We start from the raw sequence: 24,187 nt of genomic DNA on the forward strand, positions 1-24,187 counted from the left end.
GTCAGGCGACCTGGGCATCCATCGTGATCTCGGCGTTCAGCAGCTTGCTGATGGGACAGCCGGCCTTGGCCTTCTCGGCGACTTCCTTAACCTTGGCCTCGTCGGCATCGGCGGTGATCTTCGTGATAAGGTGCGCCTTCTTGACGGCAAAGCCTTCGCCCTCCTTGTCCAACGAGATCTCGGAGGTCGTCTCGATCGAGACGCCCGAGATGCCCTCCTGCTCCAGCATCATGGCCAGCGCCATCGAGAAGCACGAGGCGTGGGCGGCGCCGACAAGCTCTTCCGGGTTGGTGCCGGGCTGATCCTCGAACCGGGTCTGGAAGCCATAGGGCAGGGCGTCGAGCGCGCCCGACTTGGTTGAAACCTGGCCCTTGCCCTGCTTGAGGCCGCCGTCCCACTTCGCCGATCCACTGCGGGTGATCATGGTGCAGTCCTTTCCTGATTGCGTCGCCGCCACAACGCGAACCAAGCCCGCAGGTTTCAGACGGTCCCGATCAATCGCTGATGTTCCGCAATCGCATAACGATCCGTCATGCCGGCGACGTAATCCAGCACCAGCCGCGCCCGGCCGATTTCGTCGGGCAGCGTCATGGCCTGGTCGCGCCAGTGCGGCGGCAGGCGGGTCGGATCGTTGAGGAACAGCGGGAACAGGTCGTTCAACATCTGCGTGACCCGCGTCCGTTCCACAACGACGGATGGGGCGCGGTACATGCGCTGGAACAGGAAGGACTTGATCGCCTTGATGTTCTGGTAGAGCGGCTTGGAAAATCGGATGATCGGCCCGTCCATCATCCGGATGTCGTCGGCAGACTGCGGTTGCAGGCCGGCAAGGCGGTTCTGCGCGACAGCGATCACATCCTCGACCATGACGCCGAAGACGCGGCGCAGCGCCTCGTAGCGGCGGCGGGTGGGGTCGAGGCCGGGATAGAGGCGATCCACCTCGGCAAAGGCGGGGCCGATGACGGGCAGCTCGGACAGCTCTGCCTCGGTGAACAGTTCGGCCCGCAGTCCGTCATGCAGGTCGTGGTGGTTATAGGCGACGTCGTCGGCCACCGCCGCCACCTGCGCCTCGGCGCTGGCATTGGTGTGCAGTTCCAGGTCCCATGCGGCGTTCACCTCGGCCAGCGCATAGGGCAGGTCGCCAGAGATGGGACCGTTATGCTTGGCGATGCCTTCGAGGCTTTCCCAAGTCAGGTTCAACCCGTCGAAATCAGCATAGTGACGCTCCAGCCGGGTCACGATGCGCAGGGCCTGCGCGTTGTGGTCGAACCCGCCATAGGGGGCCATCAGCACGGCCAAGGCATCCTCGCCGGTATGGCCGAAGGGCGGGTGCCCGAGGTCATGTGCCAGGGCGACCGTCTCGGCCAGGTCGGTGTTCAGGCCAAGCGTGCCGGCGATGGTGCGGGCAACCTGCGCCACCTCGATCGTGTGGGTCAGGCGCGTGCGGAAATAGTCGCCGCGATAGGCGTCGCCGTCATGTTCGACGAAGACCTGCGTCTTGTGCTTCAGCCGCCGGAAGGCGCTGGAATGGATGATCCGGTCGCGGTCCCGCTGCCAGGGCGATCGAAAGGTCGACAGGCTTTCGTCATGAAGGCGCCCACGGCTGTCTTGGGGCTGGCAGGCATAGATGGCGGTCACGTGGCTGGGCCTTCCTTGCGGGACGTCGGCACCGAGCCTATATTTGAAGCCTACGGACGAAAACGGGAACGCCCCATGAACCTGCCGCCGAAAGTCACCGAACGCGCGTTTCAGCGCTTGGCCCAGATCAACGAAGGCAAGGACCCCGTGCCCTTGCGTGTGGCCGTGGCGGGCGGCGGCTGTTCGGGGTTCCAGTACGACATCCGCCTCGACACGCCCGAAGGCGACGATCTGGTGATCGAGGGCGAAGGGCAGGCGGTGGTCGTCGATCCAGTCTCGCTGCCCTATCTGGCCGGGGCGGTGATCGACTTCACCAACGAGCTGATCGGCGCCCGCTTCGTGATCGAGAACCCGAACGCGACCAGCAGCTGCGGCTGCGGGACGTCCTTCTCGATCTAATCGCAGGGCCTGCTGCGGGTGTCCAGCTGCGGGTCCAGCCAGCGCAGCGGCGTTCCGCCGGGGGCGATCTCGGTCCGGCGCTCCACGCTCCAGTCGGCGATCTGGCAGATCGTGCGACTCTCGCGGTCCGTGATCCGCAGGCCGCCATTGCGTTCGGTCAGCACGATGGATTCACCGATGCGCCGGTTGCCGTCGATTCGGAAAAACAGCGGCAGGTCCAGCGTTTGCGTGCCGTCGCCGAACAGCCGGTCCGGGCCCTGCCAGTCGTCGGATCGCCCCGAAGCGATCAGAAGACGATGCCGCCCCGGCGGGACCAGCAGCCGCAGAACCTCTCCGCCACGCAGATAGCCGCTGATCACCGGCGCGCCATCGCTGTCCCGCAGGATCACGGCATGATCGCGGTCGCCGGGCGCGCGGACCTGCAGCGGGATCGTCGCGGGCAGGGTGCTGCCCTTTTCCAGCAGGCCGGTCACGGGGCGGGGTGCGGCCAAGGCCAGCGTCGGCAGCAGCAGGGCAAGGATCAGCGCGCGCAGCATGGTCGGCCTTTCGAACGGTTGCGGTTGCCAAACGCCCGACCTCGGCTAAAGATGCGCCGCATGAAAATCGCAAGCTTCAACATCAACGGCGTCAAGGCGCGGATCCAGGCGCTGACCGACTGGCTGTCGGCGACGGATGCGGACGTGGTCGTCCTTCAGGAAATCAAGTCGGTGGACGAGGGGTTCCCCCGCGAGCACTTCCAGGACCTGGGCTGGTCGGTCGAGACGCATGGTCAGAAGGGCTTCAACGGCGTTGCCATCCTGTCGAAGCTGCCGCTCGAGGATGTGACCCGCGGCCTGCCCGGCGACGACAGCGACGAACAGGCCCGCTATATCGAGGCGACCGTGGTCGGCACGCAGGCCGTACGCATCGCGGGGCTGTACCTGCCCAACGGCAATCCGGCACCGGGGCCGAAATACGACTACAAGCTGGCCTGGATGGAGCGTCTGCGCCAGCGCGGCGCCCAGCTGCTGGAGTCAGAGATGCCGGTCGTCATGCTGGGCGACTTCAACATCATCCCCGAACCGCGCGACGCCGCCCGGCCCGAGGCATGGGTGGACGATGCGCTGTTCCTGCTACAAAGCCGCGGGGCGTACCGCGCCATCGTGAACCAGGGCTGGACCGACGCGATCCGCATCCGCGACCCGTGGGCCACGCGCGGGCCGTTCACATTCTGGGATTATCAGGCCAACTCGTGGCAGCGCGACAACGGCATCCGGATCGACCACCTGCTGGTGTCCCCGCAGGCGGCGGACCTGATGGTCGAGGCCGGCATCGACCGCGACGCCCGCGCGGGCGAGAAACCCAGCGACCACGTTCCGGTCTGGGTGCGCTTGGCGGACTAGATTACCAGCACGCCGGCGTGCTTGGCCTTGTGCTCGGGTTCGACGTGGATGGTGATCTGGGCGTCGGGCAGGCGGGCCTTCAGGCTGCTCTCGACCCGGTCGCAGATGTCGTGGGCGTCGGCGACGGTGGTCTGGCCGTCCACCACCAGGTGGAAGTCGATGAAGGTCACGGCGCCCGCGTGGCGGGTGCGCAGGTCATGCGCCTCCAGTGCGCCGCTGGCCTTGTCCGAGATGATGTCGCGGATGACGGCAAGCGTGGTGTCTGGGACCGCCTCGTCCATCAGCCCCGACAGCGATGTGGTCATGACCTTCCAGCCGGACCACAGGATGTTGACCCCGACCAGCATGGCCAGCAGCGGATCGAGAATCGCCCATCCCGTCGAGGTGGCCAGACCGAGGCCCAAGAGGACGCCGCCCGACGACACCACGTCCGACAGCAGGTGCCGACCGTCGGCCAGCAGCGCGGGCGACCGCAATCGCTGCCCCTGCCGCAGCAGCACCCAGCACCAGCCGGCATTCAGGATGCCGGCACCGATGTTGATCGCCATGCCCAGGCCGACATCCGCGATGACCCGGGGCGACTGGAACGCGAACCAGGCTTCCCTCAGGATCAGCAGCGCGGCCGAGATGATCAGGACGCCTTCCAGCACGGCGCTGAAGAACTCGGCCTTGTGGTGACCATAGGGGTGGCCGGGATCGGCGGGCCGTTGCGCAACACGGATCGCGGCAAGGGCCGCAATGGCGGTTGCGACGTTCACGATGCTTTCCAGCGCGTCCGACATCAGCGCAACCGATCCAGTGACCCGCCACGCCAGCGTCTTCAGCGCCAGAACGACAAGACCGACGAGGATGCTGCCAATGGCGATCTTCGATGTGCTGGACATCCCGGTCCGCCCTTTCGATCCGTTGCACCGAGGCCTGGGGCGGTCATGTCGCAGATGCGGGACTTGATCTCAACCGTGAAATGAAGGACTCGGACCGGGCTGTGCGAGGTGCGCCCGCATCAAGGTTCGCGTCAAGGTCGTGCGGACGAATGCCGGGGGCACGGGCACCCGTCCAGCGGCCGGATCATTCGCCGGGTTCTTCCCGGTCGTCGCCGAAGCTGGCGTCATCGCTGTATTCGTCCTCGCCCTCGTTGACGTACTTGCCGCTCAGACGCAGCGAGTGGTCGTCATGCGTCGGGTCCATGACGATGTCCGACGGGATCTCTCCGGTCAGCCAATCGCGCAGCTCCTCGCGGATCTCCTCGGGTTCCTGTCCGGTCACCTCGGCCAGGTAGGTCACGAAGGCGCGTTGGTCGCCGTCGATCTCGTCCAGATCCCCTTCGTCAGCTTCGGGCCACTTGTCGGTGATCGCCTCGTAGAAGGCGGACCAGTTTTCCTGAACGTGGTGCCACTTCATCAATAACCTCCTGTGGGAAGCGCGCCCTGAAACCAACGCGCCGTCCCCGTAATGTCCTCGCCGACGCCGGCGACGGTGTTGCATCCGGCCAGTATGCCACAAGCCAGGAATGTAACCCAAAAGATCCGCATCAGTTCGCCTCCTGCCACCAGACTTCGGGAAGAAAACCCGGCCAGTCTCCGTAGATTGGTAATTCGTCAGGGTATTTCAGATCCGAGGCATGGGCCAGCCGCGATATGGGCGAGAAGCTGACCGGGATGACGTGCCGCCCGGCGGTCAGGACGCGGTCCAGCGCCTTGACGGCGGTGGTGAACTTTTCGGGCGTCGTTGCATCGACCATGGCGTCGATCATCGCCTCGGCTGCGGGGCTGTCCATGCCCATCCAGTTGCGGCTGCCTGGCGTGGTCACGCCGTCCGAGCCCCAATACAGCCGCTGCTCGGTCCCAGGCGACAGCGACAACCCCCGTTCGTACCAGGTCATGTCGAACTGATAGTTGTTGGTCCGCTGGACGTATTGCGCGCTATCCAGCGTCGTGACGCGCGGGGTGATGCCCAAGGGGCGCAGCGCCTCGACGTAGATGTTGACGATCTGCTGGACCTCGGACCCGCTGCGCATGGCGCTGCCGTTCTGGTTCAGCAGGATCTCGAACTGGAAGGGCTGGCCTTGGGCGTTCTTCAGGCGGCCGTCCTGGATCGTCCAGCCGGCCTCTTCCATCAGCGCAAGGGCACGGCGGATGGCGGCACGATCCATGGCGCGGTCGCTGCCGTCGGGCAGGGAATAGCCGTCAATCGTGCCGGGCGGCAGGTCGTCCGCGAAGGGCGCCAGCAGTTCGGCGACCCGGCCAGTGGCGGGGCCGTGATCCATGCCCAGGACCGAGTTCGAGAAATAGGACGTGATCCGCGGATCGGCCCCGCCGTTCAAGGTCTGGTTGATGAAGCGGAAGTTGAACATCTCGATCAGCGCCTGCCGCACGCGCCAATCGTCGAAGATCGGGTTTCGGCTGTTCATCACCAGGCCAACAATCCCCGACGGGCGTTCGTTCGGGATCTCGGCCTTGACGACGTCGCCGCGCGCGGCCAGCGGAAAGCCGTATTCCGTGGCCCACCGCTGCGCCGACAGCTCGCGCCAGACATTGACCTCTCCGGCCTTGAACGCTTCGAACATGGCGTTGGCGTCGCCGAAATAGTCATAGCGGATCGTGTCGAAGTTGTTCACCCCCGCCATCAGTGGCAGGTCCTTCCCCCAATAGCCCGGATTGCGCCGAAAGCTGATCGAGCGGCCGGGGTCCACCTCGTCGATCACATAGGCGCCGCTGCCGATGGGCGCTTCCAGGCTCGACTCGGAAAAATCCTTCCCCTTCCACTGCGCCTTCTTCAGGATCGGGCGCAGGCCCATCAGCAGCGGCAGTTCGCGATCGGATTCGGTAAAGGTGAAGCGGACGCTGCGGGGGCCGGTCTGTTCCATCGACGCGATCTTCGACCAGGCAGAGAGATAGCGCGGATGACCCTGCGTGCCGAGCGTCTCATAGGACCACATCACGTCTTCGACAGTGACGGGGCTTCCGTCCGAAAAGGCGGCTTGGGGGCGCAAGGTGAACTCGACCCAAGTGCGGTCGGGTGCGGTCTCGACCGACTCGGCCAGAAGGCCATAGAGCGTGAACGGCTCGTCGATGGACCGCATCATAAGGGACTCGGCCACGTGGACGCCGACGCCCCATGCAGCATTTCCCTTCAGCACCCACGGCTTGAGCGAGTCGAATCCTCCCGGTTCCGCCAGCCGAATCGTCCCGCCTTTCGGGGCATCGGGATTGGCATAGGGGAGGTGATCGAAACCCTGTGGCAGCGCAGGTTCTCCATAGATTGCAATGCCATGTGCGGGCTCTGCATGGGTTGCCAGAGGCATTGCTGCAACACCACCGCCAAGCGCCACCACCCCGGCGACCAGCATCGCTGTTGACGATTTGTTAAGGTTTTCGAAGATTCGCATCGCCCGCCGCCTGATCGTTTCTTGTTTGGCCGAGATATCAACAGGCTCGGCAAGGCTGCGTCAACCAAGCCCGGAAGATGGGTGTTGGACTCGGGCGGTTAGTCGCGTATAAATAACGCACTGCTCGATAGGTTTCTTGCCTGTATGAAACCTGCCTCATAACTTGCGCCCGCCTTGTGCGGGCGTTTTTTTTTGCCCATGCTGCGCCTGCACAATCGTCCCCCGCGCGATACGCGCCCGGGCCGCCGGCAACCGTAGGAGCAGCCGATGTTCGAGAAATTCCTGAAGGGCAAGACCGCGATCGTGACGGGGTCCAACTCCGGCATCGGTCTTGGCGTGGCCGAGCGTCTGGCCCGCGCAGGCGCCGACGTGGTGCTGAACAGCTTCACCGACCGCGACGAGGATCACGCCCTGGCCGAGAAGCTGGCGGCCGAGCACGGTGTCGCCGTCCGCTATATCAAGGCGGACATGTCCAAGGGCGCCGAATGCCGGGCGCTGGTGGAACAGGCCGGTACCTGCGACATCCTGGTCAACAACGCGGGAATCCAGCACGTCGCCGCCATCCCGGATTTCCCGACCGACAAGTGGGACGCGATCATCGCGATCAACCTGTCCTCGGCGTTCCACACCACGGCTGCCGCGCTGCCAATGATGCGGAATGCGGGCTGGGGCCGGGTCATCAACATAGCCTCGGCGCACGGGCTGACTGCCAGCCCCTACAAGTCGGCCTATGTCGCCGCAAAACACGGCATCGTCGGGCTGACGAAGGTGACGGGCCTGGAAACGGCGCGGGACCCGATCACCTGCAACGCCATCTGCCCCGGCTACGTGCTGACCCCGCTGGTCGAGGCGCAGATCCCCGACACGATGGCAAAATACGGCATGGGTCGCGATGAGGTGATCGAGAAGGTCCTGTTGGAGCGTCAGCCGTCCAAGGCGTTCGCGACGACAGATCAGTTGGGCGACACGTCGGTTTTCTTCTGCAGCGACGCCGCCGCGCAGATCACCGGCACGACGATCAGCGTCGACGGCGGCTGGACGGCGCTTTGATCCTGGCAAGGGGCAGGGGATGAAGGGTATCCTGCTGTGGTTCCTGGGCGTGCCCGCCGCTGTGGTGGCGGTGCTCTTCATCTTCAGCCTGGTCTGAGGCGCGGGCGCCGGCCGGCGCCCGCCCGGGTCACGCCAGGGCTTCCTGGATGGCCGGAATGTCGGAATTGGTCATCGACTTGGCCAGTTCCTTGCGCAGACGCAGCTGCAACTCCTTGTGGTAGTGCTTGCGCATGACACCCAGGGTCGAGGGATCGGCGATGATGACGACGTCCTCCATCTTGTGCTTGAGCACCATGGCGTTCAGGTGGCGCGTCAGGCGGACGGCGAAACCCGCCTCCTCCTCGTCGCGCGTGGGCGAGACCTCGTCCAGCTGCGGGATGGTCGCCGGGTCAGACAGGCTTTCCGGCGTCACGGTCTCGCTGGCAGCAAGGTCGATCCCGTGCCTGGCCCGATTGCGGAAGATGGTGGCGGCGTGGCCGTCCGCGACGACCACCACGGTGTTCTGTGGCAGCATGGGGATATCCTTTTTTTCTGCTCGTGTCCCCCAACGCTGCCCGGTGGGCGTCAGTTGCACCCCTCGCAGAAGCGGCGGATGCGCGCCATCGCGTCCGCGAGGATCTTGTCGCTGGTGGCGTAGGAGATCCTGAAATGCGGGCTGAGACCGAAGGCGGCGCCGAAAACCACTGCCACGCCTTCTTCGTCCAGAAGCGCGTTAGCGAAGGCCTCATCGCTGTCGATCAGGGTGCCGGCGCGGCTGCTCTTTCCGATCAGCCCAGCCATCGACGGATAGACGTAGAACGCGCCCTGCGGCACAGGGCAGTCGAGGCCGGGGCAGGCAGTCAGGCCCGCCACCACCAGGTCGCGGCGGCGCTGGAAGACGGCGCGGCTGTCGCGGATGTAATCCTGCGGTCCGGTCAGCGCAGCCTCGGCCGCGTACTGGCTGACCGAACAAGGGTTCGAGGTCGACTGAGACTGCAGCTTGGCCATCGCCTTGATCAGCGCCTCGGGTGCGGCCCCATAGCCGATGCGCCAGCCGGTCATGGCATAGGACTTGCTGACGCCGTTCATGGTCAGGACGCGGTCCTTCAGCCGCGGCTCGACTTCGGCGGGGGTGCAGAATTCAAAGCCGTCGAAGACGAGATGCTCATAGATGTCGTCGGCCAGGACCCAGACCTGCGGGTGGCGCAGCAGCACATCGCAGAGCGCCTGCATCTGCGCCCGGTCGTAGCCCGCGCCCGACGGGTTGGACGGCGAGTTCATGATCAGCCACTTGGTGCGCGGCGTGATTGCAGCCTCCAGCGCGTCGGGCGTCAGGCGGAAGCCCTGCTCCTGCGGGCATTCCGCGATCACGGGCGTGCCGCCGGCCAGCAGCACCATGTCGGGATAGCTGACCCAGTAGGGCGCGGGCACGATCACCTCGTCGCCCGCGTCCAGCGTCGCCATCAGGGCGTTGAACAGGATCTGCTTGCCGCCCGTCCCGACGGTGATCTGCGACGGCGCGTAGTCAAGCCGGTTCTCGCGCGCGAACTTGTCGGCGATGGCGCGCTTCAGCGACGGCGTTCCGTCAACGGCCGTATAGCGCGTGTGACCCGCGTCGATCGCCGCCTTGGCCGCGTCGCGAACATGTGCGGGCGTGTCGAAGTCGGGTTCACCCGCCGACAAGCCGATGATGTCTCGCCCCTGGGCCCTCAGCTCGGCCGCCCGCGTGGTCATCGCGATGGTCGGGGAGGGCTTGATGCGGCTGAGCCGGTCGGACAGGAATGCCATCGGAACCTCGTCGATTTGATCTGGACGCGCGCTTGGCTTACGCTGCGCCGCATCATGCCACAAGCAGAGGATTGACATGGACAGTTACGCCGAGCCGGTGGCAACCCTGGGTGATCGGCTGACGGCCGCCCGCGAGGGGGCCGGACTAGAGGTCGCCGCCCTGGCCGAGGAACTTGGCCTCCGCCCCGAAACGCTGGAGGGTTGGGAGGTCGACCAGGCCGAGCCGACTGCGACGCTTCTGGGGCGGATCGCCGCGATCACGGGCGTGTCGCTCGTTTGGCTGTTGACGGGCGAGGGCGCCGGACCGCAAGACACGGCGGCAGGCGCGGCCCTGCGGGCGGAACTGCGCGACCTGCGCCGGCTGCTGGCCGAGGCCGTCGCCCGCGTGGACCGGCTGGAAGAGACCCTTGGACATGGCTGAAACGATGGAAACGCCCGAGAACCGCCTGAAGCGGCTGCACATGCGAAGCTGGCGGCGCGGGATGAAGGAAATGGACCTGATCCTGGGAAGGTTCGCCGACGACTGCCTGAGCGAGCTGGGCGACGCCGAACTGGATCTCTACGAGCGGATGCTGGGTGAAAATGACCAGGACCTCTACCTGTGGGTGACCGCGCGAATCGGCACGGACCAACCGGCCGACCGCGGCGCGCCCACGCTGCTCGTGCCGATCCTAGAGCGTGTCGCCAGGCATGCCGAAAGCGGTCCGTCGACCGATCGCTAAAGTTTTCGGCAAAGCCGGGGCAAATCGTGGTGGCGATTAACTGAAGATTGTCTTTTGTCAGCCATGTTCGCGTCATGACGAACAGGACAGGACATCACGAAGCCATGTTTGCCCCTGCACCGCGCGAAACGCGTCCGATGATGGAACCGCAGCCCACGGACCTGGCCGTTGCGGACATGACCGAGGCCTATCTGGAATCCCTGCAACTGCTGGAGCGGATGCACCGGCTGATGCTGGACCTGGTCAAGGACGAGTTCGAGCGTCTGAACCGGGCCGAGCTGACGCCCGTCCAGGCCATGATCCTTTATAACCTGGGCGAGGCCGAGGTGTCCGCCGGAGAGTTGCGGTCCCGTGGCATGTACCAAGGGTCGAATGTCAGCTATAACCTGAAGAAGCTCGTTTCGATGGGCTATGTCCATCACGAGCGGTGCGACATGGACCGGCGGTCCGTGCGCGTGCGGCTGACGCCCGAAGGGCAGACGGTCCGAGAGATGGTGCGGCGGCTGTTCATGCGCCACGCCGAGGGCTTGGCCATGTCCGGCGTGCTGGAAGACCCGCCCCTGGACCAGGTGAACCTGCAGAGCCGGCGGATCGAGCGGTTCTGGAGCGAGCAGATCCGGTACATATACTGACAAAAGGCGCGGGCGACGGGGCCCGCGCCTTTTCCTTCACCAGTGGCCGGTGTTGTCCATGCTGGCCCAAGGCTCTTGCGGGGGCAGGGCTTTCCCCTCCTGCAGCAGCTCGATCGAGATATTGTCGGGGCTGCGGACGAATGCCATGTGGCCGTCGCGCGGCGGCCGGTTGATGGTCACGCCGGCGTCCTGAAGCTGCTGGCACATCTCGTAGATGTTGCCGACGCGATAGGCCAGGTGTCCGAAATGGCGGCTGTCCGACGGCAGCCCGTCATCGCCGTCCCAGTTCCAGGTCAACTCGACCGGGCATTCCGGCTGGCCGGGGGGCGCCATGAAGACCAGGCTGAAGCGGCCCTTGTCGTTGTCGATCCGGCGCGTCTCCTCAAGGCCCAGAAGGCGGAAGAACGCCATCGTCTTGTCCAGATCCTTTACGCGGACCATCGTGTGCAGATAGCGGATGTTCATTGTCATCTCCGTTTCGTGTCGGACGGAAACCTGTCATGCACCTGCCAGCCACGCAAGTGCGCTGCGCCCGGCCGCCCGCGCACGTTTCCCGCGCCGGTGCGACCGCGTCATCCGCCGTCACGGAAGCGTCATATAAATCATACATAGCCGTCACACGTCGCCGTTAGGGGTGCGGTCACGCAATCCGTTAATCCTTCCGGAGAAGACACATGAAGACCATCGGCCTTACCGCCACGGCGCTGTCCGTCATCGCCCTTTCGGCCAGCGCGGCTGCTGCCCGCGAGCAGGTCCAGATCGCCGGTTCCTCGACCGTTCTGCCCTATTCGACGATCGTCGCCGAAGCCTTCGGCGAGAACATGGACTTCCCGACCCCGGTGGTCGAATCGGGCGGTTCCTCGTCGGGTCTGCAGCGATTCTGTGAAGGCGTGGGTGAAAACACCATCGACATCGCCAATGCCAGCCGCAAGATCCGCGACAGCGAGATCGAGGCCTGCGCCGCCAATGGCGTGACGGACATCATGGAAGTCCAGTTCGGCTATGACGGCATCGTCTTCGCCAACGCCGCCTCGGGCCCCGACTTCGCCTACACCCCCGCCGACTGGTTCAACGCGTTGGCCGCGCAGGTCGTCGTCGACGGTGAAGTCGTCGCGAACCCGAACAAGAACTGGAACGAAGTGAACGCCGAGCTGCCCGAGCAGGAGATCCTGGCCTTCATCCCCGGCACCAAGCACGGCACTCGTGAAGTCTTCGAAGAGAAGGTCCTGCTGGCTGGCTGCGAGGAATCGGGCGCCATGGAAGCCTTCGTCGCTTCGGGCATGTCGGAAGACGACGCCGAAGCCGCCTGCATGGCGGTCCGCACCGACGGCGTGTCGGTCGACATCGACGGCGACTATACCGAGACGCTGGCCCGCATCGAAAGCTCGCCCAACGGAATCGGCGTGTTCGGCCTGTCCTTCTATGAAAACAACCAGGACAAGCTGAAGGTCGGCACCATGTCGGGCGTCACCCCCTCGACCGAGACAATTGCGTCGGGCGAATACCCCGTGTCGCGTCCGCTGCAGTTCTACGTCAAGAAGGCGCATATCGGCGTCATCCCCGGCCTGCAGGAATTCGTGACCTTCTTCGTGTCCGACCAGATCGCCGGCCCGAACGGCCCGCTGTCCGAATATGGCCTTGTTGCCGACCCGGAACTGGCCGCGACGCAGGAAGCCGTCGCCAGCGGCACCACGATGCAGTGATGCTGGCGGCCGGGGACGCCTTCGTGCGTCCCCGGCCACGCCTTTCACCTTTGCCTTCACGCAGGAAGGAACTCCCCCATGTCGTTGTCCTGGGCATTGCTTGTCAGCCTTGGGCTGGCCTGCGCCGGATACCTGATTGGCCGCCGCCGCGCCTTCGCGGTCGCAGGTCCGGATGTCCGCCGCCTTCACAGCCGTCCGACATATCACGGCTTCAGCGTCGCACTGACGTCATTCATCGCGGGCCTTGCCGTCATGTTCATCGCGACAATACTGCGCATGACAGGCACCCTGGATGTTTATGCCGGGCCGATCTGGGGCTGGATCGTCCTTGCAGCAGCCATCCTCGGACTCGTCTGGGGCGCGACCCGCATCGATTCAGGGTACAAGGCCAGGAACGCGGTGGAGCGCATGGTCATGGGCGTCCTGATGCTCTGCTCGATGATCGCCATCCTGACGACCGCGGCCATCGTGCTGTCGCTGATCTTCGAGACGGGGCACTTCTTCCAGCTTTATGATTGGAAGGACTTCTTCTTCGGGACGGAATGGACACCGCGCTTCCAGGGTGAATCGGAACTGGGGATCCTGCCGCTGCTGTGGGGCACGCTCTACATCTCGTTCATCGCGCTTCTGGTGTCGGTCCCGATCGGGCTGTTCGCTGCGATCTACATGTCCGAATATGCAAGCCCCAAGGTGCGCAGCTTCGCCAAGCCGTTGATCGAGCTTCTCGCCGGCATCCCGACCATCGTCTATGGCCTTTTCGCGCTGATGACGGTCGGGCCGCTGCTGCGGGATTACTTCGCGCAACCGATGGGGCTTGGGAATTCGGGCTCGTCCGTGCTGACCGCTGGCCTGGTGATGGGCATCATGTTGATCCCCTTCGTCAGCTCCCTGTCGGACGACATCATCAACGCCGTGCCACAAAGCCTTCGTGACGGCGCCCTGGGCCTTGGCTCGACTCCGTCGGAAACGGTTCGCCAGGTCGTTCTGCCCGCAGCCCTTCCGGGCGTCGTCGGCGCCGTCCTTCTGGCCGCCAGCCGCGCAATCGGCGAGACGATGATCGTCGTCCTCGGCGCCGGTGCCGCCGCCCAGATGAGCGTCAACCCTTTCGAGGCGATGACGACGATCACCGTCAAGATCGTCAGCCAGCTGACGGGCGACAGCGACTTCAACTCCCCCGAGGCGCTGGTCGCCTTTGCCCTTGGACTGACCCTGTTCGTGATCACGCTGGCCCTGAACATCGTCGCCCTCTACATCGTGCGCAAATACCGGGAGCAGTACGAATGACCGACCTTCCGCTCTCGCAGCCGGGCGCGGCGCGCACCGACAAAGCGGGTTCCCTTCTCGCACAGGATGCGCGCATCAAAAGCCGAAATGCTGCCGAGAAACGCTTCCGCACGTATGGTGCGACCGCCATCGGCATCGCGGTCCTTGCGCTGGTGGTCCTCTTGGTGACGATCATCGGCAACGGGGCCGGCGCCTTCCGCCAAAGCTATCTGACCCTCCCGGTCACCCTGGACGCCGAACTGATCGACCCCGAAGGCAACCGTGATCCGACAGAGATGTCGCAGATCCTTACCCTGAGCTATGGCCGCGTGCTGGACCAGGCGGTGCAGGACGCGATTTCCGCGCAGAACATCCAGATCGAAGGCCTGGTCGAGGACGACATCCGCGGACTGATCTCTCGGGAAGCCTCCTCCCAAGTCCGCAACCGCGTCTTGGAGGATCCAGAGCTTGTCGGCCAGACGGTCGAATTCAACGTGCTGGCCGGCGGTCGCATCGACGGCTATTTCAAGAACCGCGTCACGATGGAAAGTGCCGAACGCGACGGCAACACCTCGCCCGCGCAGCTGATGCTGGCGGACGCGCTGAAAGAGCGTGGGATGCTGGTGACGCGCTTCAACTGGAACTTCCTGACGAACCCCGATGCCTCGGACCAGCGGCCCGAAGCTGCCGGCGTCGGCGTCGCGATCCTCGGCTCGCTCTACATGATGCTGGTGGTGCTGGTCCTTGCGGTGCCGATCGGCGTGGCCGCGTCGATCTATCTCGAGGAATTCGCTCCGAAGAACCGCCTGACGGACATTATCGAGGTGAACATCTCGAACCTTGCCGCTGTCCCGTCGATCGTCTTCGGTATTCTGGGCCTCGCAGCCTTCATCAACTTTGCCGGCCTGCCCCAATCCGCACCCATCGTCGGCGGCCTGGTGCTGACGCTGATGACGCTGCCCACGATCATCATCTCGACCCGCGCCGCGCTGAAGGCCGTGCCGCCCTCGATCCGCGACGCAGCGCTTGGCGTGGGCGCATCAAAGATGCAGTCGGTGTTCCACCACGTGCTGCCCCTGGCGATGCCCGGCATCCTGACCGGCACGATCATCGGCCTGGCGCAGGCGCTTGGCGAAACTGCGCCGCTGCTGCTGATCGGCATGGTCGCCTTCGTGACCGAGTATCCGGACCCGCTGCCGCAGGGCCTGTTCGACCCCGCATCCGCCCTTCCTGTGCAGGTCTACAACTGGACCCAGCGGTCCGACCCCGCCTTCTTCGAGCGCGCCTCGGGCGCCATCATCATCCTGCTGATCTTCCTGCTGTGCATGAACCTGCTGGCCATATACCTGCGCCGCAAGTTCGAGCGCCGTTGGTAAGTCCCAGAACAAGGTCTTATAACAATGTATGACACGACCCGACCGGAGACAGCCGTGAGTCAGCAGGACACCAAGATCTCGGCCCGCAACGTGCAGGTCTACTACGGCGAAAAGCAGGCCATCAAGGACGTGAACGTCGAGATCCTCGACAAGACCGTCACGGCCTTCATCGGTCCGTCGGGCTGCGGGAAATCGACCTTCCTGCGCTGCATCAACCGAATGAACGACACCATCGACATCGCCCGGATCGAAGGCGAGATCCGCCTGGACGGTGAGGATGTCTACGACCGCCGCGTCGACCCGGTACAGCTGCGCGCCAAGGTGGGGATGGTGTTCCAGAAGCCGAACCCGTTCCCCAAGTCGATCTATGACAACGTGGCCTACGGCCCCCGCATTCACGGCCTGTCGCGCAACAAGGCCGATCTCGACGGGATCGTCGAAAAGGCGCTGCGCGGGGCTGCGCTGTGGAACGAGGTCAAGGACCGCCTGCACGAACCCGGCACGGGCCTCTCCGGCGGCCAGCAGCAACGGCTATGCATCGCCCGCGCCGTCGCCACCGCCCCCGAGGTGCTGCTGATGGATGAACCCTGTAGCGCGCTCGACCCGATCGCGACCAGCCAGGTCGAGGAACTGATCGACCAGCTGCGCGAACAATTCTCGGTCGTGATCGTGACGCACTCGATGCAGCAGGCCGCACGTGTCAGCCAGAAGACCGCCTTCTTCCACCTGGGCAACCTGGTAGAATACGGCGATACCGACGACATCTTCACCAAACCACAGGACAGCCGGACCGAGGCCTATATCTCGGGCCGTATCGGTTGACGCATCGGAAGGACAGGACATGAACCGCGACAAGCACATCTCTTCGGCCTTCGACCGCGATCTGGAAACCATCCAGGCGATGGTGGTCAAGATGGGCGGCATGGTCGAAGCCGCCATCACCGACGCCTCGGCCGCGCTGGAAACCCGGGACGAGGATCTGGCCGACGAGGTCCGCCGTCGCGACGCCGCCATCGACGCGCTGGAGGCCCAGATCAACGAGGACGCGGCCCGACTGATCGCCTTGCGCGCGCCCACGGCGACCGACCTGCGCATGGTGTTGGCGGTCATCAAGATCTCGGCCTCGCTGGAGCGTGTGGGCGACTATGCCAAGAACATGGCCAAGCGCACCGAGGTCCTGTCGCAGATGCCGCTGGTCGAGGGCGCCGGCATGGCGCTGCGCCGAATGAGCCTCGCGGTCAACAAGATGCTGCAGGATTCGCTGGACAGCTATATCCGCCGCGACGCCGAGCTGGCGCAGGACGTGCGCCAGCGCGACTTGGAAGTCGACCAGATGTACAACGCGCTGTTCCGCGAGTTCCTGACCCACATGATGGAAGACCCGCGCAACATCACGCCCTGCATGCACCTGCACTTCATCGCCAAGAACGTCGAGCGGATGGGCGACCACGCCACGTCGATCGCCGAGCAGGTCGTCTACCTGGTCACCGGAGTGCTTCCCGACGAGGCGCGCCCGAAAAGCAGCAGCGTGCCGATGATCCCGTCGGTTGGTGAGGTCTGATCGATGGCGCGACAATCCCCCTGTGTCCTGGTCGTCGAGGATGAGGGCGCACAGCGCGAGGTCCTGAACTACAACCTCGAGGCCGAGGGTTTCGACGTCGTCGTTGCCGACAATGGCGAGGATGCTCTTCTGCTGGTGCAGGAAGAGCAGCCCGACCTGATCGTGCTTGACTGGATGCTGCCCAAGGTCTCGGGGATCGAGGTCTGCCGCCAGGTGAAGGCCGATCCCGCGACCCGCAACATCCCGATCATCATGCTGTCAGCCCGCAGCGAAGAGGTCGACCGCGTCCGTGGCCTGGAAACCGGTGCGGACGACTATGTCGTCAAGCCGTACTCGGTGGTCGAACTGATGGCGCGCCTGCGCACGCAGCTGCGCCGTACGCGCCCCGCCACCATGGGCGAACGGCTGAGCTTTGCTGACATCATTCTGGACGCCGGCGAGCACCGCGTGTTCCGCGCTGGGCTGGCCCTGCACTTGGGACCGACGGAGTTTCGGCTGCTGTCCACGCTGATGGAGAAGCCGGGGCGCGTCTGGACGCGCGAACAGCTGCTGGACCGAGTCTGGGGCCGCGACATCTATGTCGACACCCGCACCATCGACGTTCATGTCGGCCGTCTGCGCAAGGCGCTGATGCAGAACGGGGGCGACAACCCGGTCCGCACGGTCCGCGGCACGGGCTATGCCCTCGGCTGAAGCTTTTGCGCCCCCCGTGGGGGGGGGGCGTCAGCCCGATGTCGGCAGGATGGTCGTGGTGACGGGCGTCAGCCCATCGATCCGCACGGTCACCTCGTCCCCCGGGAGCAGCGCCCCGACACCGGCGGGTGTGCCTGTATAAACCAGGTCGCCCGGCGCCAGCCGCACCAGGCGGGACAGGTGCGAAAGGATGTCGGCCACCGGCCAGATCATCTGCGACAGGCAGGCCTGCTGCCGCACCTCGCCGTTCACTGCAGCCTCGATCCGGCCGTGCGTCATCGGCCCCGCAGCGCGGTGCAGCGGGCCGCAGACGGCAGAGCCGTCGAAGCCTTTCGCCATGTCCCACGGACGCCCCATCCGCTTGGCCTCGCCCTGCAGGTCGCGGCGGGTCAGGTCGTTTCCGGCCGCAAATCCCCAGATCGTCGCGACAGCATCATTGGGCGACAGGGTGGTTCCCCCTGCGCCCAGGGCGACGATCAGTTCACCCTCGAAATGCAGGTCGTTCGTGGCGAGGGGCCATGACAGGCGCGCGCCGTCGGTCAGCAGGGCATCTGCGGGCTTGGTGAAGAAGAACGGCGGCTCCCGGTCAGGGTCGTGACCCATCTCTCGGGCGTGGTCGGCATAGTTTCGGCCCACGCAAAAGATGCGACGAACCGCAAACCGGTCACTGCTGCCGTGGACGGGGACCGACGGCTGCTTCGGAATTGGTAACACCCAGCTCATGCAGCAAAGAGCCCGTCGAAATCGGCAAAGCCCTTGACCTCGATCGGGTTGCCCGAGGGGTCGAAGAAGAACATCGTGCGCTGTTCGCCCGGCTGCCCTTCGAAGCGCACCACGGGCGGGATGTCGAAGGCGACCCCGCTGGCGGCAAGGCGGTCGGCCAGCGCCATCCAGTCATCCAGCCGCAGCACGACGCCCATATGCGGCATCATCACCATGTGATCCCCGACCCGCCCGGTGCGGGTTGTTTCGAAAGGCGCGCCCAGGTGCAGCGACAACTGATGCCCGAAGAAGTCGAAGTCGACCCAGCTGTCGGTCGAGCGTCCCTCGGCGCAGCCCAGGATATCTCCATAGAAGCGGCGCGCTTCGTCCAGGTCGGTGACGTGGATGGCGAGGTGGAAGAGCGACTTCATTAGCATCTCCGAGAGGTGGACCTGTGACCAGTGATGCACGTCGTGCAGAGCCTGCGCAAGCCGCGACCGAAGCCTCCGAAAGACGATCACCGCCGATCCTGGACGACCAGCTCTGCCAGCCCGGTGACTGTCCGTTCGGCGTTACAGCCTGTCCGGATTGAGTGCGTCCGGTGTTTTGTCGCGGAGGATCGCATAGATCCTCATCGGCCACACTGAACGCTGCAAGACCGAGGCTCGCGCGGGTCTCCGCGTCGCCCGCCTCTACTATGGTCAGCGCCTGCAATCCGTGCCGATGGGGGCGGACGCCGTTCGACGTTCTCAAGGAATGGCAGAAGAATATTTCCAGAACCATTCAGGAGGAGCTGCGACAACCATGCGCAATGCGGTAACTAGGCAGCGGACAATGCCTCCAATACCGCCGAAGCCGCGCGTGCGCTGTCGGTCCAATCGGGCAGCAGGGCACCGGCACGGGCCGCAGCGGCGGCGCGGGCCGCACGCTCTGCCGGATGGGTCAGCAGGCGGCGGATGGCCGCTGCAAGGGTGCTGGGGTCGTCAACCGGAACCAGCAGCCCCACATCGGCGGGAACCGTGTCGACGACCGCGCCCGTTCGCGTGCTGACGATGGGCAGGCCGTGGGACAGGGCCTCGTCGAAGACGATGCCATACCCCTCGTAGCGGGTTGCAAGTGCGAAGATCGATGCCCGCCGATAAAGCTGCGACAGCCGTTCCGCCTCAACCCGGCCAGCCAGCTCAAGTCGCGACGGAAGGCCGCTCTGCGCCAACTGGGCCTGCAGGGCCGCGACATGTTCCCGGTCCCAAGGGTTGCCAGCGATCACCGCCTGCCAGTCCAGGTCCGCCAGTTGCGCAAGCGCCGCGATCAAGACGTCGTGCCCCTTGCGCGGATGCAGGATGCCGACCGACAGGATCAGCGGCGGGCTCGCCGGTTCGGGCTGCCCCGTTGGGCGATCGGCGCCGGGCCGCACGACCGTGATATCCTGCGGTGGGACGTCATAACGTTCAATCAGCATCGCGCGCGTGTGGGGACTTGGCACCACGACGTGACGGGCGAGGGCGAGGTTCGCGCGCTCGGTCCGCCACAGGTGGTCGGCCAGCGCGGGGGGAAGCGCGCTTTCCTGCGCAAGCGGATGGTGGATCATCGCGACGATCGGGGCGGTGACGCGGCGCAAACCGGCCGGGTTCAGGGCACCGAAGGCGAGGCCGTCGATGATGACGGGAATGTCGGCCGGCAGCGCGGCAAGGCGATCCAGCGCATCCTGCATGTCGGCATCGGTGGGCGTGGGAAAGCTGTCGGGCAGAGAGATGACCTCGACTCCATGGCCCAGGATGCGCAGACCCTGAACCAGGCGGCGGTCATAGATATAGCCGCCGGTCAGCGTGGTGATGTCGCCGGGAAGGGCGAAGGCTGCGGGCCTCATCATCCGTCGGCACCAGCACGGCGCGCGCCCGTGCCTGGCCGCTGCCGCGCCAGTAGCATCAGTAGGCCTGGGGAGGTGCTGGCCAGGAAGACCAGCCCGAAGGCAAGGCTGGCCGCCAGCCCCGCCGACGCGCTGGCGCCGATGATCGGAAACAGCGCCGCCGCTGCGCCCTCTCTCAGCCCCCAGCCGCTGATGGTCAGGGGCAGGATCATCGTCAGAAGGATCAGGGGGACGAGGACTGCAACTTCGACCACCTCCATCCGCGTTCCCGTTGCGCGGGCGCAGGCGGCGAAGGCCAGCAGGTTGGCCGTCGTGATGGCAAGGTTCAGGACGGCCTGCCGGGGAAGCGCCCGCCGCGACAGCAGCGTCCGCGACAGCGCGTCACGCAGGTGCTGGGCACGCCGCCCCGCGCGACCCGAAAGGCCGGCGGACCAGCGGATCGCAAGCGCCACCGCCAAGGCGCCCGCGACGATCGCGACCAGAAGGACCAGAAGCGGCGTCGGGATGCTCAACCCGCCGGGTGCCATGGTCACCGCGACAACGCCACCGGACAGGACCAGCAGCAGCGACAGCTGCCCAGCCATCCGCTCGATCGCGACGGCGGCGCCAGCGCGCCGAAGACCCGCCGCGTGCCGCGCGCGCACGGCCCGACCGGCATCGCCCAGCACGCCCCCCGGAAGCGATTGGTTCACGACCTGCGCAAGGTAGTATTCGGCCACCGCCGTTCGCAGCGGGATCTGCTGGCCCAGCTGTCCGGCTGTCAGCTGCCAGCGCAGGGCCGACAGGACCGTCTGGAGGGTCAGCGCGGCCAGCGCCGCCAGAAGCCATTCCGGTTGCGCCTGCGACAGCAGCCGTGCGGCCGTCGCCCCGTCAAGCCCCGCCCAGAGCATCGCCAGTACTGCCACTGCGGCAAGAACTTGCAGGCTGCGCGCGACCGTCATGCCGGGGGAATCCCTTCGATGCCCGAAAAGCTGCGCAGGATGCGGTCGCGCAGGCTCTCCATCGGCAGGGGATCGCTGTCGGGTGGGGGGATCAGCCCGGATACAAGACTCCAGCCGGCTGTTGCGTCGACCAGTTCCGGCGGCCCGATCACGTGCAGGGGGACTTCTCGTCGGTCGTCCAAGCCGATGGAGCTTGCCGCCTGGTGATCGCCCAGCAGCAGGATCAGCGGCGGATCATCGGCATGGCGTGCGACGTATTCCGTGACCGTCTTCAGCACGTACGAGATCGTGTCACGATAATGCTCTCGGACGCGGTCGCGGTCCTGCCAGACGACGTTGGGCGGGTCGCCGGCCTGGGCCATGACATTGAATTCGGTGCCGTCGCGGACGGCGGCCCAGTCAAGAAGCCAGGGAACCGGCGTCCAGGGCGCGTGAGAGGAAATCAGCGCCACCTGCGCGAAGAGCGGCCGCGGGTCGCCACCGTCCCGCAGGTTGCGATCCAGCGCCGTCAGCGTGAACTGGTCCGGCATCGTGACCCAATTGAAGGGCAGGCCGGCATAGCCCAGATCGCTTGCCGTCAGCATGTGGTCGAAGCCCATTGTCTCAGCCTCGGGCCAGGGCCGCACGATGGCCGGCATGACGGCTGCGGTCCGGAAACCGGCGGCACTGGCATAATGGAACAGCGTACGCCGGCCGCTGGCGACCGATGCTTGGTGGCGCGTCTGGTCGTTGATCAAGAGGCCGTTGGCGAAGGTGGCGTGCGCCAGCCAGCTCTGCCCGCCATGCGTCGGAGAGGTGAGAAAGCCCGACCGCATCGAAAGGCCCAGCTCCTCCAGCCGGACCTGCGCGTCGGCCAGGATCGGCAGGTGATCGGTGGCAAAGAACGGCGTGTCGAAGCTGGTGCGGCCATAGCTTTCCAGAAAGATCACCAGGACGTCGCGGTCGATCCTGGCCAGCGGGTCGCGCAGATCGGCCATCGGATCCATCCGGGCGTCGGCGCGGAACTGGGCCAACTCTTCGAGCGTGCGGGCGGCAAGATCCACACGCGCCGCACCGTATCGCGTGGTCTGCGGCACCAGCGCCGCAACGCCCGCAGGCTGCACAAGAACAAGCGCCGCGGTCAGGGCGACGGCCAGCACGGCGCCCCCCCTGCGCAACCGCCTGCGGTGATGGACCAGGCGCATCCAGACCCCGGTCGACCACCAGAGGCCCGCGACGATCGCCAGAAGCAGGACCGCCGCGCCCGCGACCGCCGCAGATGCGGCCGGGACGCCGATGCTGCCTGCGATCAGCCGCACCGAGGCGTCGATCAGCGGCAGGTCGGCAACCGGGTTGAACCGGCGGCCAAGCGTCTCCAGCATCGACATGTCGGCCAGCCGCAGCACGCTCACCAGCGCCAGCGCCACTACGGCCAGCAGCCGCAGCGCCCGGCCGGCAAGCGACGTGCCAAGCGACATCAGCGCGATCAGCAGGATCGCGAGTTCCGGCGCGGGCCGCAGCCAGGCGGTCCAGTCCAGGTCGACGGGCGCTGACGGCAGGGCCGTCAGCAGGTGCAGGATGACCAGTGCCGCCAGCGCGCGCAGGATCACCGTCGTCTCCAGAGCCAGACGACGTCGCTGGCAAAGGACCAGGCGAGCGCCGCCGACGCGGCGCGTGCCAGCCAGATCGCCAGGTCCGCCGGCATCTGCGGAACCTGCAGAGCGATCAGCGCCGCCAGCTGGATGACGCAGACGGTCTTGCGTCGCATGCTGACCGGCAACGGCCGACGCAACCAGCGCATCATCGCCGCCCCCGTGACGAAGACATAGCGCATGACGCCGAGGATCAGCACCTCGAGCCCGACTGCCGTGCCCGTCAGCACGTGCAACGCCAGGATCAGGGCAAGCGCGGCGTCGACCTCCATGTCGAAGCGCGCACCGAAGGCGGAAACCAGCCCGCTGCGCCGCGCCAGGAACCCGTCCAACCCGTCCATCGCCAGCGCCAGCGTCGCGACTGCGGCAATCGTCCAACCAGCGGCAGTGCCGCCGACCAGCGGTGCCAGCAGAGCGGCGGTCAGCGCGGTGCGCATCAGCGTGACGGTGTTGCAAGTCCCGATGCGCGCGTGCGGATAGTGCCGCCGCATGCCGATCAGGACGATCATTGCGGCCGCCCCGTAAGCCGTGGCGGCTACAAGTGCGCCCGTGCCCTGTCCGGTGACCAGCACTCCGACGCCCAGGTTCAGCGCCAGCCCCGCCGGGACCGCCAGCAACAGGCCGTCCGGCAGGCGACCCGGGACATGACCCGCGACCCTGGCATCGGCAACGATCTTGTCAGAGCCCGCGACCTGCATCTGACGACAATATGACAGACGCATGTCGCGTCAAGCAGGCTCGCACGGGCCTTGCCTGATCGTCACGGACGGCTATCCTGTCGCAAACGGGAAGGGTGCTGACATGGAACGCTTGCCCCAAGGCCACGGCACCACCACGCGCGTCCTGCACTGGCTTGTCGCGGTGCTGATCCTTCTGATGATTCCCGCCGGCCTGATCATGGTCCGCGAAGGGCTGCCGCGGAACCTTCAGGACACGCTCTTCGTGTTTCACAAGAACGTGGGCAGCCTGCTGATCGTCATCGTGGCGCTGCGCCTGGCCTGGCGGATGACGCACCGGCCCCCGGGTCTTCCGGCGACGATGCCGGCGTGGCAGCGCCGGGCGGCTGCGGCGTCGCACGTGGCGCTCTACGTGCTGATGGTGGCGATGCCGCTCAGCGGCTATGTCAGGGTCCGCGCTGGCGGATTTCCGATCGAGGCGCTGGACGCGATCGGCTTTCCCGCGCTGATACCGGAATCGAAGGCTCTGGCCGAGGCCGCCAGCAGCTTCCATGCCATCGCAGCGTTCATCCTGATCGGCATCATCGCCATTCATGTCGCGGCGGCGTTGCAACACGCCCTGATCCGACGCGACGGAGTCTTTCAGCGGATGTGGCCGCCGGTTGCGCGCGAGCGGCCCTGACGTCACGTCGGGGCGCACTCGACAGCCCGGTCGGGGGCGGCTAGAAAGCGTGACGAGCATGCGCATCCGCAGATCCCGCTGAATGCCGCCACATTATTTCACATCGCGTCGAA

Annotated in this window: 28 protein-coding genes; 13 read left to right on the top strand and 15 right to left on the bottom strand. The window is 65.9% G+C overall.

Going from position 1 to position 24,187, the window contains the following annotated elements; translation table 11 throughout:
• Position 1: 1 nt before the first annotated feature.
• Both OC159_RS06180 and OC159_RS06185 read right to left on the bottom strand, forming a co-directional pair.
• Complete coding sequence (locus tag OC159_RS06180; RefSeq protein ID WP_265500285.1) at positions 2-424, bottom strand: OsmC family protein; 423 nt, start codon at positions 422-424, stop codon at positions 2-4.
• Between the two features lie 56 nt (positions 425-480).
• Positions 481-1,638 (bottom strand): deoxyguanosinetriphosphate triphosphohydrolase, encoded by a 1,158-nt coding sequence (locus OC159_RS06185; protein WP_265500286.1) that lies wholly within the window; start codon positions 1,636-1,638, stop codon positions 481-483.
• Between the two features lie 75 nt (positions 1,639-1,713).
• Between OC159_RS06185 and OC159_RS06190 the strand changes: the two genes are divergently transcribed.
• Complete coding sequence (locus OC159_RS06190) at positions 1,714-2,037, top strand: HesB/IscA family protein (protein WP_265500287.1); 324 nt, start codon at positions 1,714-1,716, stop codon at positions 2,035-2,037.
• Here OC159_RS06190 and OC159_RS06195 read toward each other — a convergent pair.
• The gene (locus tag OC159_RS06195) at positions 2,034-2,573 is read right to left on the bottom strand and encodes a hypothetical protein (RefSeq protein WP_265500288.1); all 540 of its coding nucleotides are present in this window, start codon (positions 2,571-2,573) and stop codon (positions 2,034-2,036) included. The genes OC159_RS06190 and OC159_RS06195 overlap by 4 nt on opposite strands.
• Positions 2,574-2,633: 60 nt before the next feature.
• Between OC159_RS06195 and xth the strand changes: the two genes are divergently transcribed.
• The gene (gene xth / locus OC159_RS06200; RefSeq protein WP_265500289.1) at positions 2,634-3,419 is read left to right on the top strand and encodes an exodeoxyribonuclease III; all 786 of its coding nucleotides are present in this window, start codon (positions 2,634-2,636) and stop codon (positions 3,417-3,419) included.
• Here xth and OC159_RS06205 read toward each other — a convergent pair.
• From OC159_RS06205 to OC159_RS06215, 3 genes are all read right to left on the bottom strand, one after another.
• Entirely contained in the window at positions 3,416-4,303 is an 888-nt protein-coding gene (locus OC159_RS06205) for a cation diffusion facilitator family transporter (RefSeq protein WP_265500290.1), read from the bottom strand. The genes xth and OC159_RS06205 overlap by 4 nt on opposite strands.
• Positions 4,304-4,487: 184 nt before the next feature.
• Positions 4,488-4,820, bottom strand: a complete 333-nt coding sequence (locus OC159_RS06210) for a hypothetical protein (RefSeq protein WP_265500291.1) — start codon at positions 4,818-4,820, stop codon at positions 4,488-4,490.
• A 130-nt stretch (positions 4,821-4,950) separates the two neighbouring features.
• Positions 4,951-6,768: an extracellular solute-binding protein gene (locus OC159_RS06215; RefSeq protein ID WP_265500292.1), complete on the bottom strand. Its 1,818-nt coding sequence runs from the start codon at positions 6,766-6,768 to the stop codon at positions 4,951-4,953.
• A gap of 306 nt (positions 6,769-7,074) precedes the next feature.
• Between OC159_RS06215 and OC159_RS06220 the strand changes: the two genes are divergently transcribed.
• Positions 7,075-7,857, top strand: coding sequence for a 3-hydroxybutyrate dehydrogenase (locus OC159_RS06220; RefSeq protein ID WP_265500293.1), 783 nt, complete (start codon positions 7,075-7,077; stop codon positions 7,855-7,857).
• 127 nt (positions 7,858-7,984) lie between these two features.
• On the opposite strand, the gene OC159_RS06225 is transcribed toward OC159_RS06220, so the two are convergent.
• Positions 7,985-8,371: a baeRF12 domain-containing protein gene (locus OC159_RS06225; protein WP_265500294.1), complete on the bottom strand. Its 387-nt coding sequence runs from the start codon at positions 8,369-8,371 to the stop codon at positions 7,985-7,987.
• A 50-nt stretch (positions 8,372-8,421) separates the two neighbouring features.
• The gene (locus OC159_RS06230; RefSeq protein WP_265500295.1) at positions 8,422-9,624 is read right to left on the bottom strand and encodes a pyridoxal phosphate-dependent aminotransferase; all 1,203 of its coding nucleotides are present in this window, start codon (positions 9,622-9,624) and stop codon (positions 8,422-8,424) included.
• A 76-nt stretch (positions 9,625-9,700) separates the two neighbouring features.
• On the opposite strand from OC159_RS06230, the gene OC159_RS06235 reads away from it, so the two are divergent.
• The 3 genes from OC159_RS06235 (at position 9,701) to OC159_RS06245 (ending at position 10,978) form a co-directional block, all read left to right on the top strand.
• Positions 9,701-10,045, top strand: coding sequence for a helix-turn-helix domain-containing protein (locus OC159_RS06235; protein ID WP_265500296.1), 345 nt, complete (start codon positions 9,701-9,703; stop codon positions 10,043-10,045).
• Entirely contained in the window at positions 10,038-10,346 is a 309-nt protein-coding gene (locus OC159_RS06240) for an FAD assembly factor SdhE (RefSeq protein WP_265500297.1), read from the top strand. The genes OC159_RS06235 and OC159_RS06240 overlap by 8 nt, the downstream gene beginning before the upstream one ends.
• Before the next feature lie 137 nt (positions 10,347-10,483).
• Positions 10,484-10,978 (top strand): MarR family winged helix-turn-helix transcriptional regulator, encoded by a 495-nt coding sequence (locus OC159_RS06245; RefSeq protein WP_265500298.1) that lies wholly within the window; start codon positions 10,484-10,486, stop codon positions 10,976-10,978.
• A gap of 36 nt (positions 10,979-11,014) precedes the next feature.
• Here the strand turns inward: OC159_RS06245 and OC159_RS06250 are convergent, their stop codons facing one another.
• Positions 11,015-11,443, bottom strand: a complete 429-nt coding sequence (locus OC159_RS06250; protein ID WP_265500299.1) for a VOC family protein — start codon at positions 11,441-11,443, stop codon at positions 11,015-11,017.
• Positions 11,444-11,652: 209 nt separating this feature from the next.
• Between OC159_RS06250 and OC159_RS06255 the strand changes: the two genes are divergently transcribed.
• The 6 genes from OC159_RS06255 (at position 11,653) to phoB (ending at position 17,574) form a co-directional block, all read left to right on the top strand.
• Positions 11,653-12,681 (top strand): substrate-binding domain-containing protein, encoded by a 1,029-nt coding sequence (locus OC159_RS06255; RefSeq protein WP_265500300.1) that lies wholly within the window; start codon positions 11,653-11,655, stop codon positions 12,679-12,681.
• A 78-nt stretch (positions 12,682-12,759) separates the two neighbouring features.
• The gene (gene pstC / locus OC159_RS06260; RefSeq protein WP_265500301.1) at positions 12,760-13,965 is read left to right on the top strand and encodes a phosphate ABC transporter permease subunit PstC; all 1,206 of its coding nucleotides are present in this window, start codon (positions 12,760-12,762) and stop codon (positions 13,963-13,965) included.
• A complete protein-coding gene (gene pstA, locus OC159_RS06265) occupies positions 13,962-15,320 on the top strand; it encodes a phosphate ABC transporter permease PstA (RefSeq protein WP_265500302.1) in 1,359 nt (452 codons plus the stop codon). Before pstC ends, pstA begins: the two co-directional genes overlap by 4 nt.
• A 24-nt stretch (positions 15,321-15,344) precedes the next feature.
• On the top strand, positions 15,345-16,142 hold the full coding sequence (pstB, locus tag OC159_RS06270) for a phosphate ABC transporter ATP-binding protein PstB (RefSeq protein ID WP_265500303.1): 798 nt from the start codon (positions 15,345-15,347) through the stop codon (positions 16,140-16,142).
• Positions 16,143-16,161: 19 nt separating this feature from the next.
• A complete protein-coding gene (gene phoU, locus OC159_RS06275) occupies positions 16,162-16,881 on the top strand; it encodes a phosphate signaling complex protein PhoU (RefSeq protein ID WP_265500304.1) in 720 nt (239 codons plus the stop codon).
• 3 nt (positions 16,882-16,884) lie between these two features.
• Complete coding sequence (phoB, locus tag OC159_RS06280; protein ID WP_265500305.1) at positions 16,885-17,574, top strand: phosphate regulon transcriptional regulator PhoB; 690 nt, start codon at positions 16,885-16,887, stop codon at positions 17,572-17,574.
• Positions 17,575-17,604: 30 nt separating this feature from the next.
• On the opposite strand, the gene OC159_RS06285 is transcribed toward phoB, so the two are convergent.
• From OC159_RS06285 to OC159_RS06310, 6 genes are all read right to left on the bottom strand, one after another.
• Positions 17,605-18,297 carry a fumarylacetoacetate hydrolase family protein gene (locus tag OC159_RS06285; RefSeq protein ID WP_265500306.1) on the bottom strand — a complete coding sequence of 231 codons (693 nt, stop codon included), beginning with the start codon at positions 18,295-18,297 and terminating at the stop codon, positions 17,605-17,607.
• Positions 18,294-18,707: a VOC family protein gene (locus tag OC159_RS06290; protein ID WP_265500307.1), complete on the bottom strand. Its 414-nt coding sequence runs from the start codon at positions 18,705-18,707 to the stop codon at positions 18,294-18,296. Before OC159_RS06290 ends, OC159_RS06285 begins: the two co-directional genes overlap by 4 nt.
• Before the next feature lie 389 nt (positions 18,708-19,096).
• Positions 19,097-20,146, bottom strand: coding sequence for a glycosyltransferase family 4 protein (locus OC159_RS06295; RefSeq protein ID WP_322626713.1), 1,050 nt, complete (start codon positions 20,144-20,146; stop codon positions 19,097-19,099).
• Entirely contained in the window at positions 20,143-21,084 is a 942-nt protein-coding gene (locus OC159_RS06300; protein WP_265500308.1) for a lysylphosphatidylglycerol synthase transmembrane domain-containing protein, read from the bottom strand. Before OC159_RS06300 ends, OC159_RS06295 begins: the two co-directional genes overlap by 4 nt.
• Positions 21,081-22,673 (bottom strand): sulfatase-like hydrolase/transferase, encoded by a 1,593-nt coding sequence (locus OC159_RS06305; protein ID WP_265500309.1) that lies wholly within the window; start codon positions 22,671-22,673, stop codon positions 21,081-21,083. The genes OC159_RS06300 and OC159_RS06305 overlap by 4 nt, the downstream gene beginning before the upstream one ends.
• Positions 22,670-23,413: a CDP-alcohol phosphatidyltransferase family protein gene (locus tag OC159_RS06310; protein WP_265500310.1), complete on the bottom strand. Its 744-nt coding sequence runs from the start codon at positions 23,411-23,413 to the stop codon at positions 22,670-22,672. Before OC159_RS06310 ends, OC159_RS06305 begins: the two co-directional genes overlap by 4 nt.
• A gap of 103 nt (positions 23,414-23,516) precedes the next feature.
• Here OC159_RS06310 and OC159_RS06315 point away from each other — a divergent pair, with 103 nt between their 5' ends.
• Positions 23,517-24,074, top strand: a complete 558-nt coding sequence (locus tag OC159_RS06315) for a cytochrome b (RefSeq protein ID WP_265500311.1) — start codon at positions 23,517-23,519, stop codon at positions 24,072-24,074.
• Positions 24,075-24,187 lie beyond the last annotated feature (113 nt).

Source organism: Paracoccus beibuensis (genome assembly GCF_026162625.1).
GTDB lineage: Bacteria > Pseudomonadota > Alphaproteobacteria > Rhodobacterales > Rhodobacteraceae > Paracoccus > Paracoccus beibuensis.

Excerpts from the sequence above, each read along its gene's own strand:
- OC159_RS06220 (WP_265500293.1), top strand. The coding sequence starts at position 7,075 with ATGTTCGAGAAATTCCTGAAGGGCAAGACCGCGATCGTGACGGGGTCC.
- OC159_RS06245 (WP_265500298.1), top strand. The coding sequence starts at position 10,484 with ATGATGGAACCGCAGCCCACGGACCTGGCCGTTGCGGACATGACCGAG.
- pstB (WP_265500303.1), top strand. The coding sequence starts at position 15,345 with ATGTATGACACGACCCGACCGGAGACAGCCGTGAGTCAGCAGGACACC.
- phoU (WP_265500304.1), top strand. The coding sequence starts at position 16,162 with ATGAACCGCGACAAGCACATCTCTTCGGCCTTCGACCGCGATCTGGAA.
- OC159_RS06190 (WP_265500287.1), top strand. The coding sequence starts at position 1,714 with ATGAACCTGCCGCCGAAAGTCACCGAACGCGCGTTTCAGCGCTTGGCC.
- OC159_RS06310 (WP_265500310.1), bottom strand. The coding sequence starts at position 23,413 with ATGCAGGTCGCGGGCTCTGACAAGATCGTTGCCGATGCCAGGGTCGCG.
- OC159_RS06235 (WP_265500296.1), top strand. The coding sequence starts at position 9,701 with ATGGACAGTTACGCCGAGCCGGTGGCAACCCTGGGTGATCGGCTGACG.
- OC159_RS06225 (WP_265500294.1), bottom strand. The coding sequence starts at position 8,371 with ATGCTGCCACAGAACACCGTGGTGGTCGTCGCGGACGGCCACGCCGCC.
- OC159_RS06315 (WP_265500311.1), top strand. The coding sequence starts at position 23,517 with ATGGAACGCTTGCCCCAAGGCCACGGCACCACCACGCGCGTCCTGCAC.
- OC159_RS06210 (WP_265500291.1), bottom strand. The coding sequence starts at position 4,820 with ATGAAGTGGCACCACGTTCAGGAAAACTGGTCCGCCTTCTACGAGGCG.
- OC159_RS06295 (WP_322626713.1), bottom strand. The coding sequence starts at position 20,146 with ATGATGAGGCCCGCAGCCTTCGCCCTTCCCGGCGACATCACCACGCTG.
- OC159_RS06205 (WP_265500290.1), bottom strand. The coding sequence starts at position 4,303 with ATGTCCAGCACATCGAAGATCGCCATTGGCAGCATCCTCGTCGGTCTT.
- pstA (WP_265500302.1), top strand. The coding sequence starts at position 13,962 with ATGACCGACCTTCCGCTCTCGCAGCCGGGCGCGGCGCGCACCGACAAA.
- OC159_RS06215 (WP_265500292.1), bottom strand. The coding sequence starts at position 6,768 with ATGCTGGTCGCCGGGGTGGTGGCGCTTGGCGGTGGTGTTGCAGCAATG.
- OC159_RS06250 (WP_265500299.1), bottom strand. The coding sequence starts at position 11,443 with ATGAACATCCGCTATCTGCACACGATGGTCCGCGTAAAGGATCTGGAC.
- OC159_RS06195 (WP_265500288.1), bottom strand. The coding sequence starts at position 2,573 with ATGCTGCGCGCGCTGATCCTTGCCCTGCTGCTGCCGACGCTGGCCTTG.
- OC159_RS06285 (WP_265500306.1), bottom strand. The coding sequence starts at position 18,297 with ATGAGCTGGGTGTTACCAATTCCGAAGCAGCCGTCGGTCCCCGTCCAC.
- xth (WP_265500289.1), top strand. The coding sequence starts at position 2,634 with ATGAAAATCGCAAGCTTCAACATCAACGGCGTCAAGGCGCGGATCCAG.
- OC159_RS06300 (WP_265500308.1), bottom strand. The coding sequence starts at position 21,084 with ATGACGGTCGCGCGCAGCCTGCAAGTTCTTGCCGCAGTGGCAGTACTG.
- pstC (WP_265500301.1), top strand. The coding sequence starts at position 12,760 with ATGTCGTTGTCCTGGGCATTGCTTGTCAGCCTTGGGCTGGCCTGCGCC.
- OC159_RS06180 (WP_265500285.1), bottom strand. The coding sequence starts at position 424 with ATGATCACCCGCAGTGGATCGGCGAAGTGGGACGGCGGCCTCAAGCAG.
- OC159_RS06255 (WP_265500300.1), top strand. The coding sequence starts at position 11,653 with ATGAAGACCATCGGCCTTACCGCCACGGCGCTGTCCGTCATCGCCCTT.
- OC159_RS06230 (WP_265500295.1), bottom strand. The coding sequence starts at position 9,624 with ATGGCATTCCTGTCCGACCGGCTCAGCCGCATCAAGCCCTCCCCGACC.
- phoB (WP_265500305.1), top strand. The coding sequence starts at position 16,885 with ATGGCGCGACAATCCCCCTGTGTCCTGGTCGTCGAGGATGAGGGCGCA.
- OC159_RS06240 (WP_265500297.1), top strand. The coding sequence starts at position 10,038 with ATGGCTGAAACGATGGAAACGCCCGAGAACCGCCTGAAGCGGCTGCAC.
- OC159_RS06290 (WP_265500307.1), bottom strand. The coding sequence starts at position 18,707 with ATGAAGTCGCTCTTCCACCTCGCCATCCACGTCACCGACCTGGACGAA.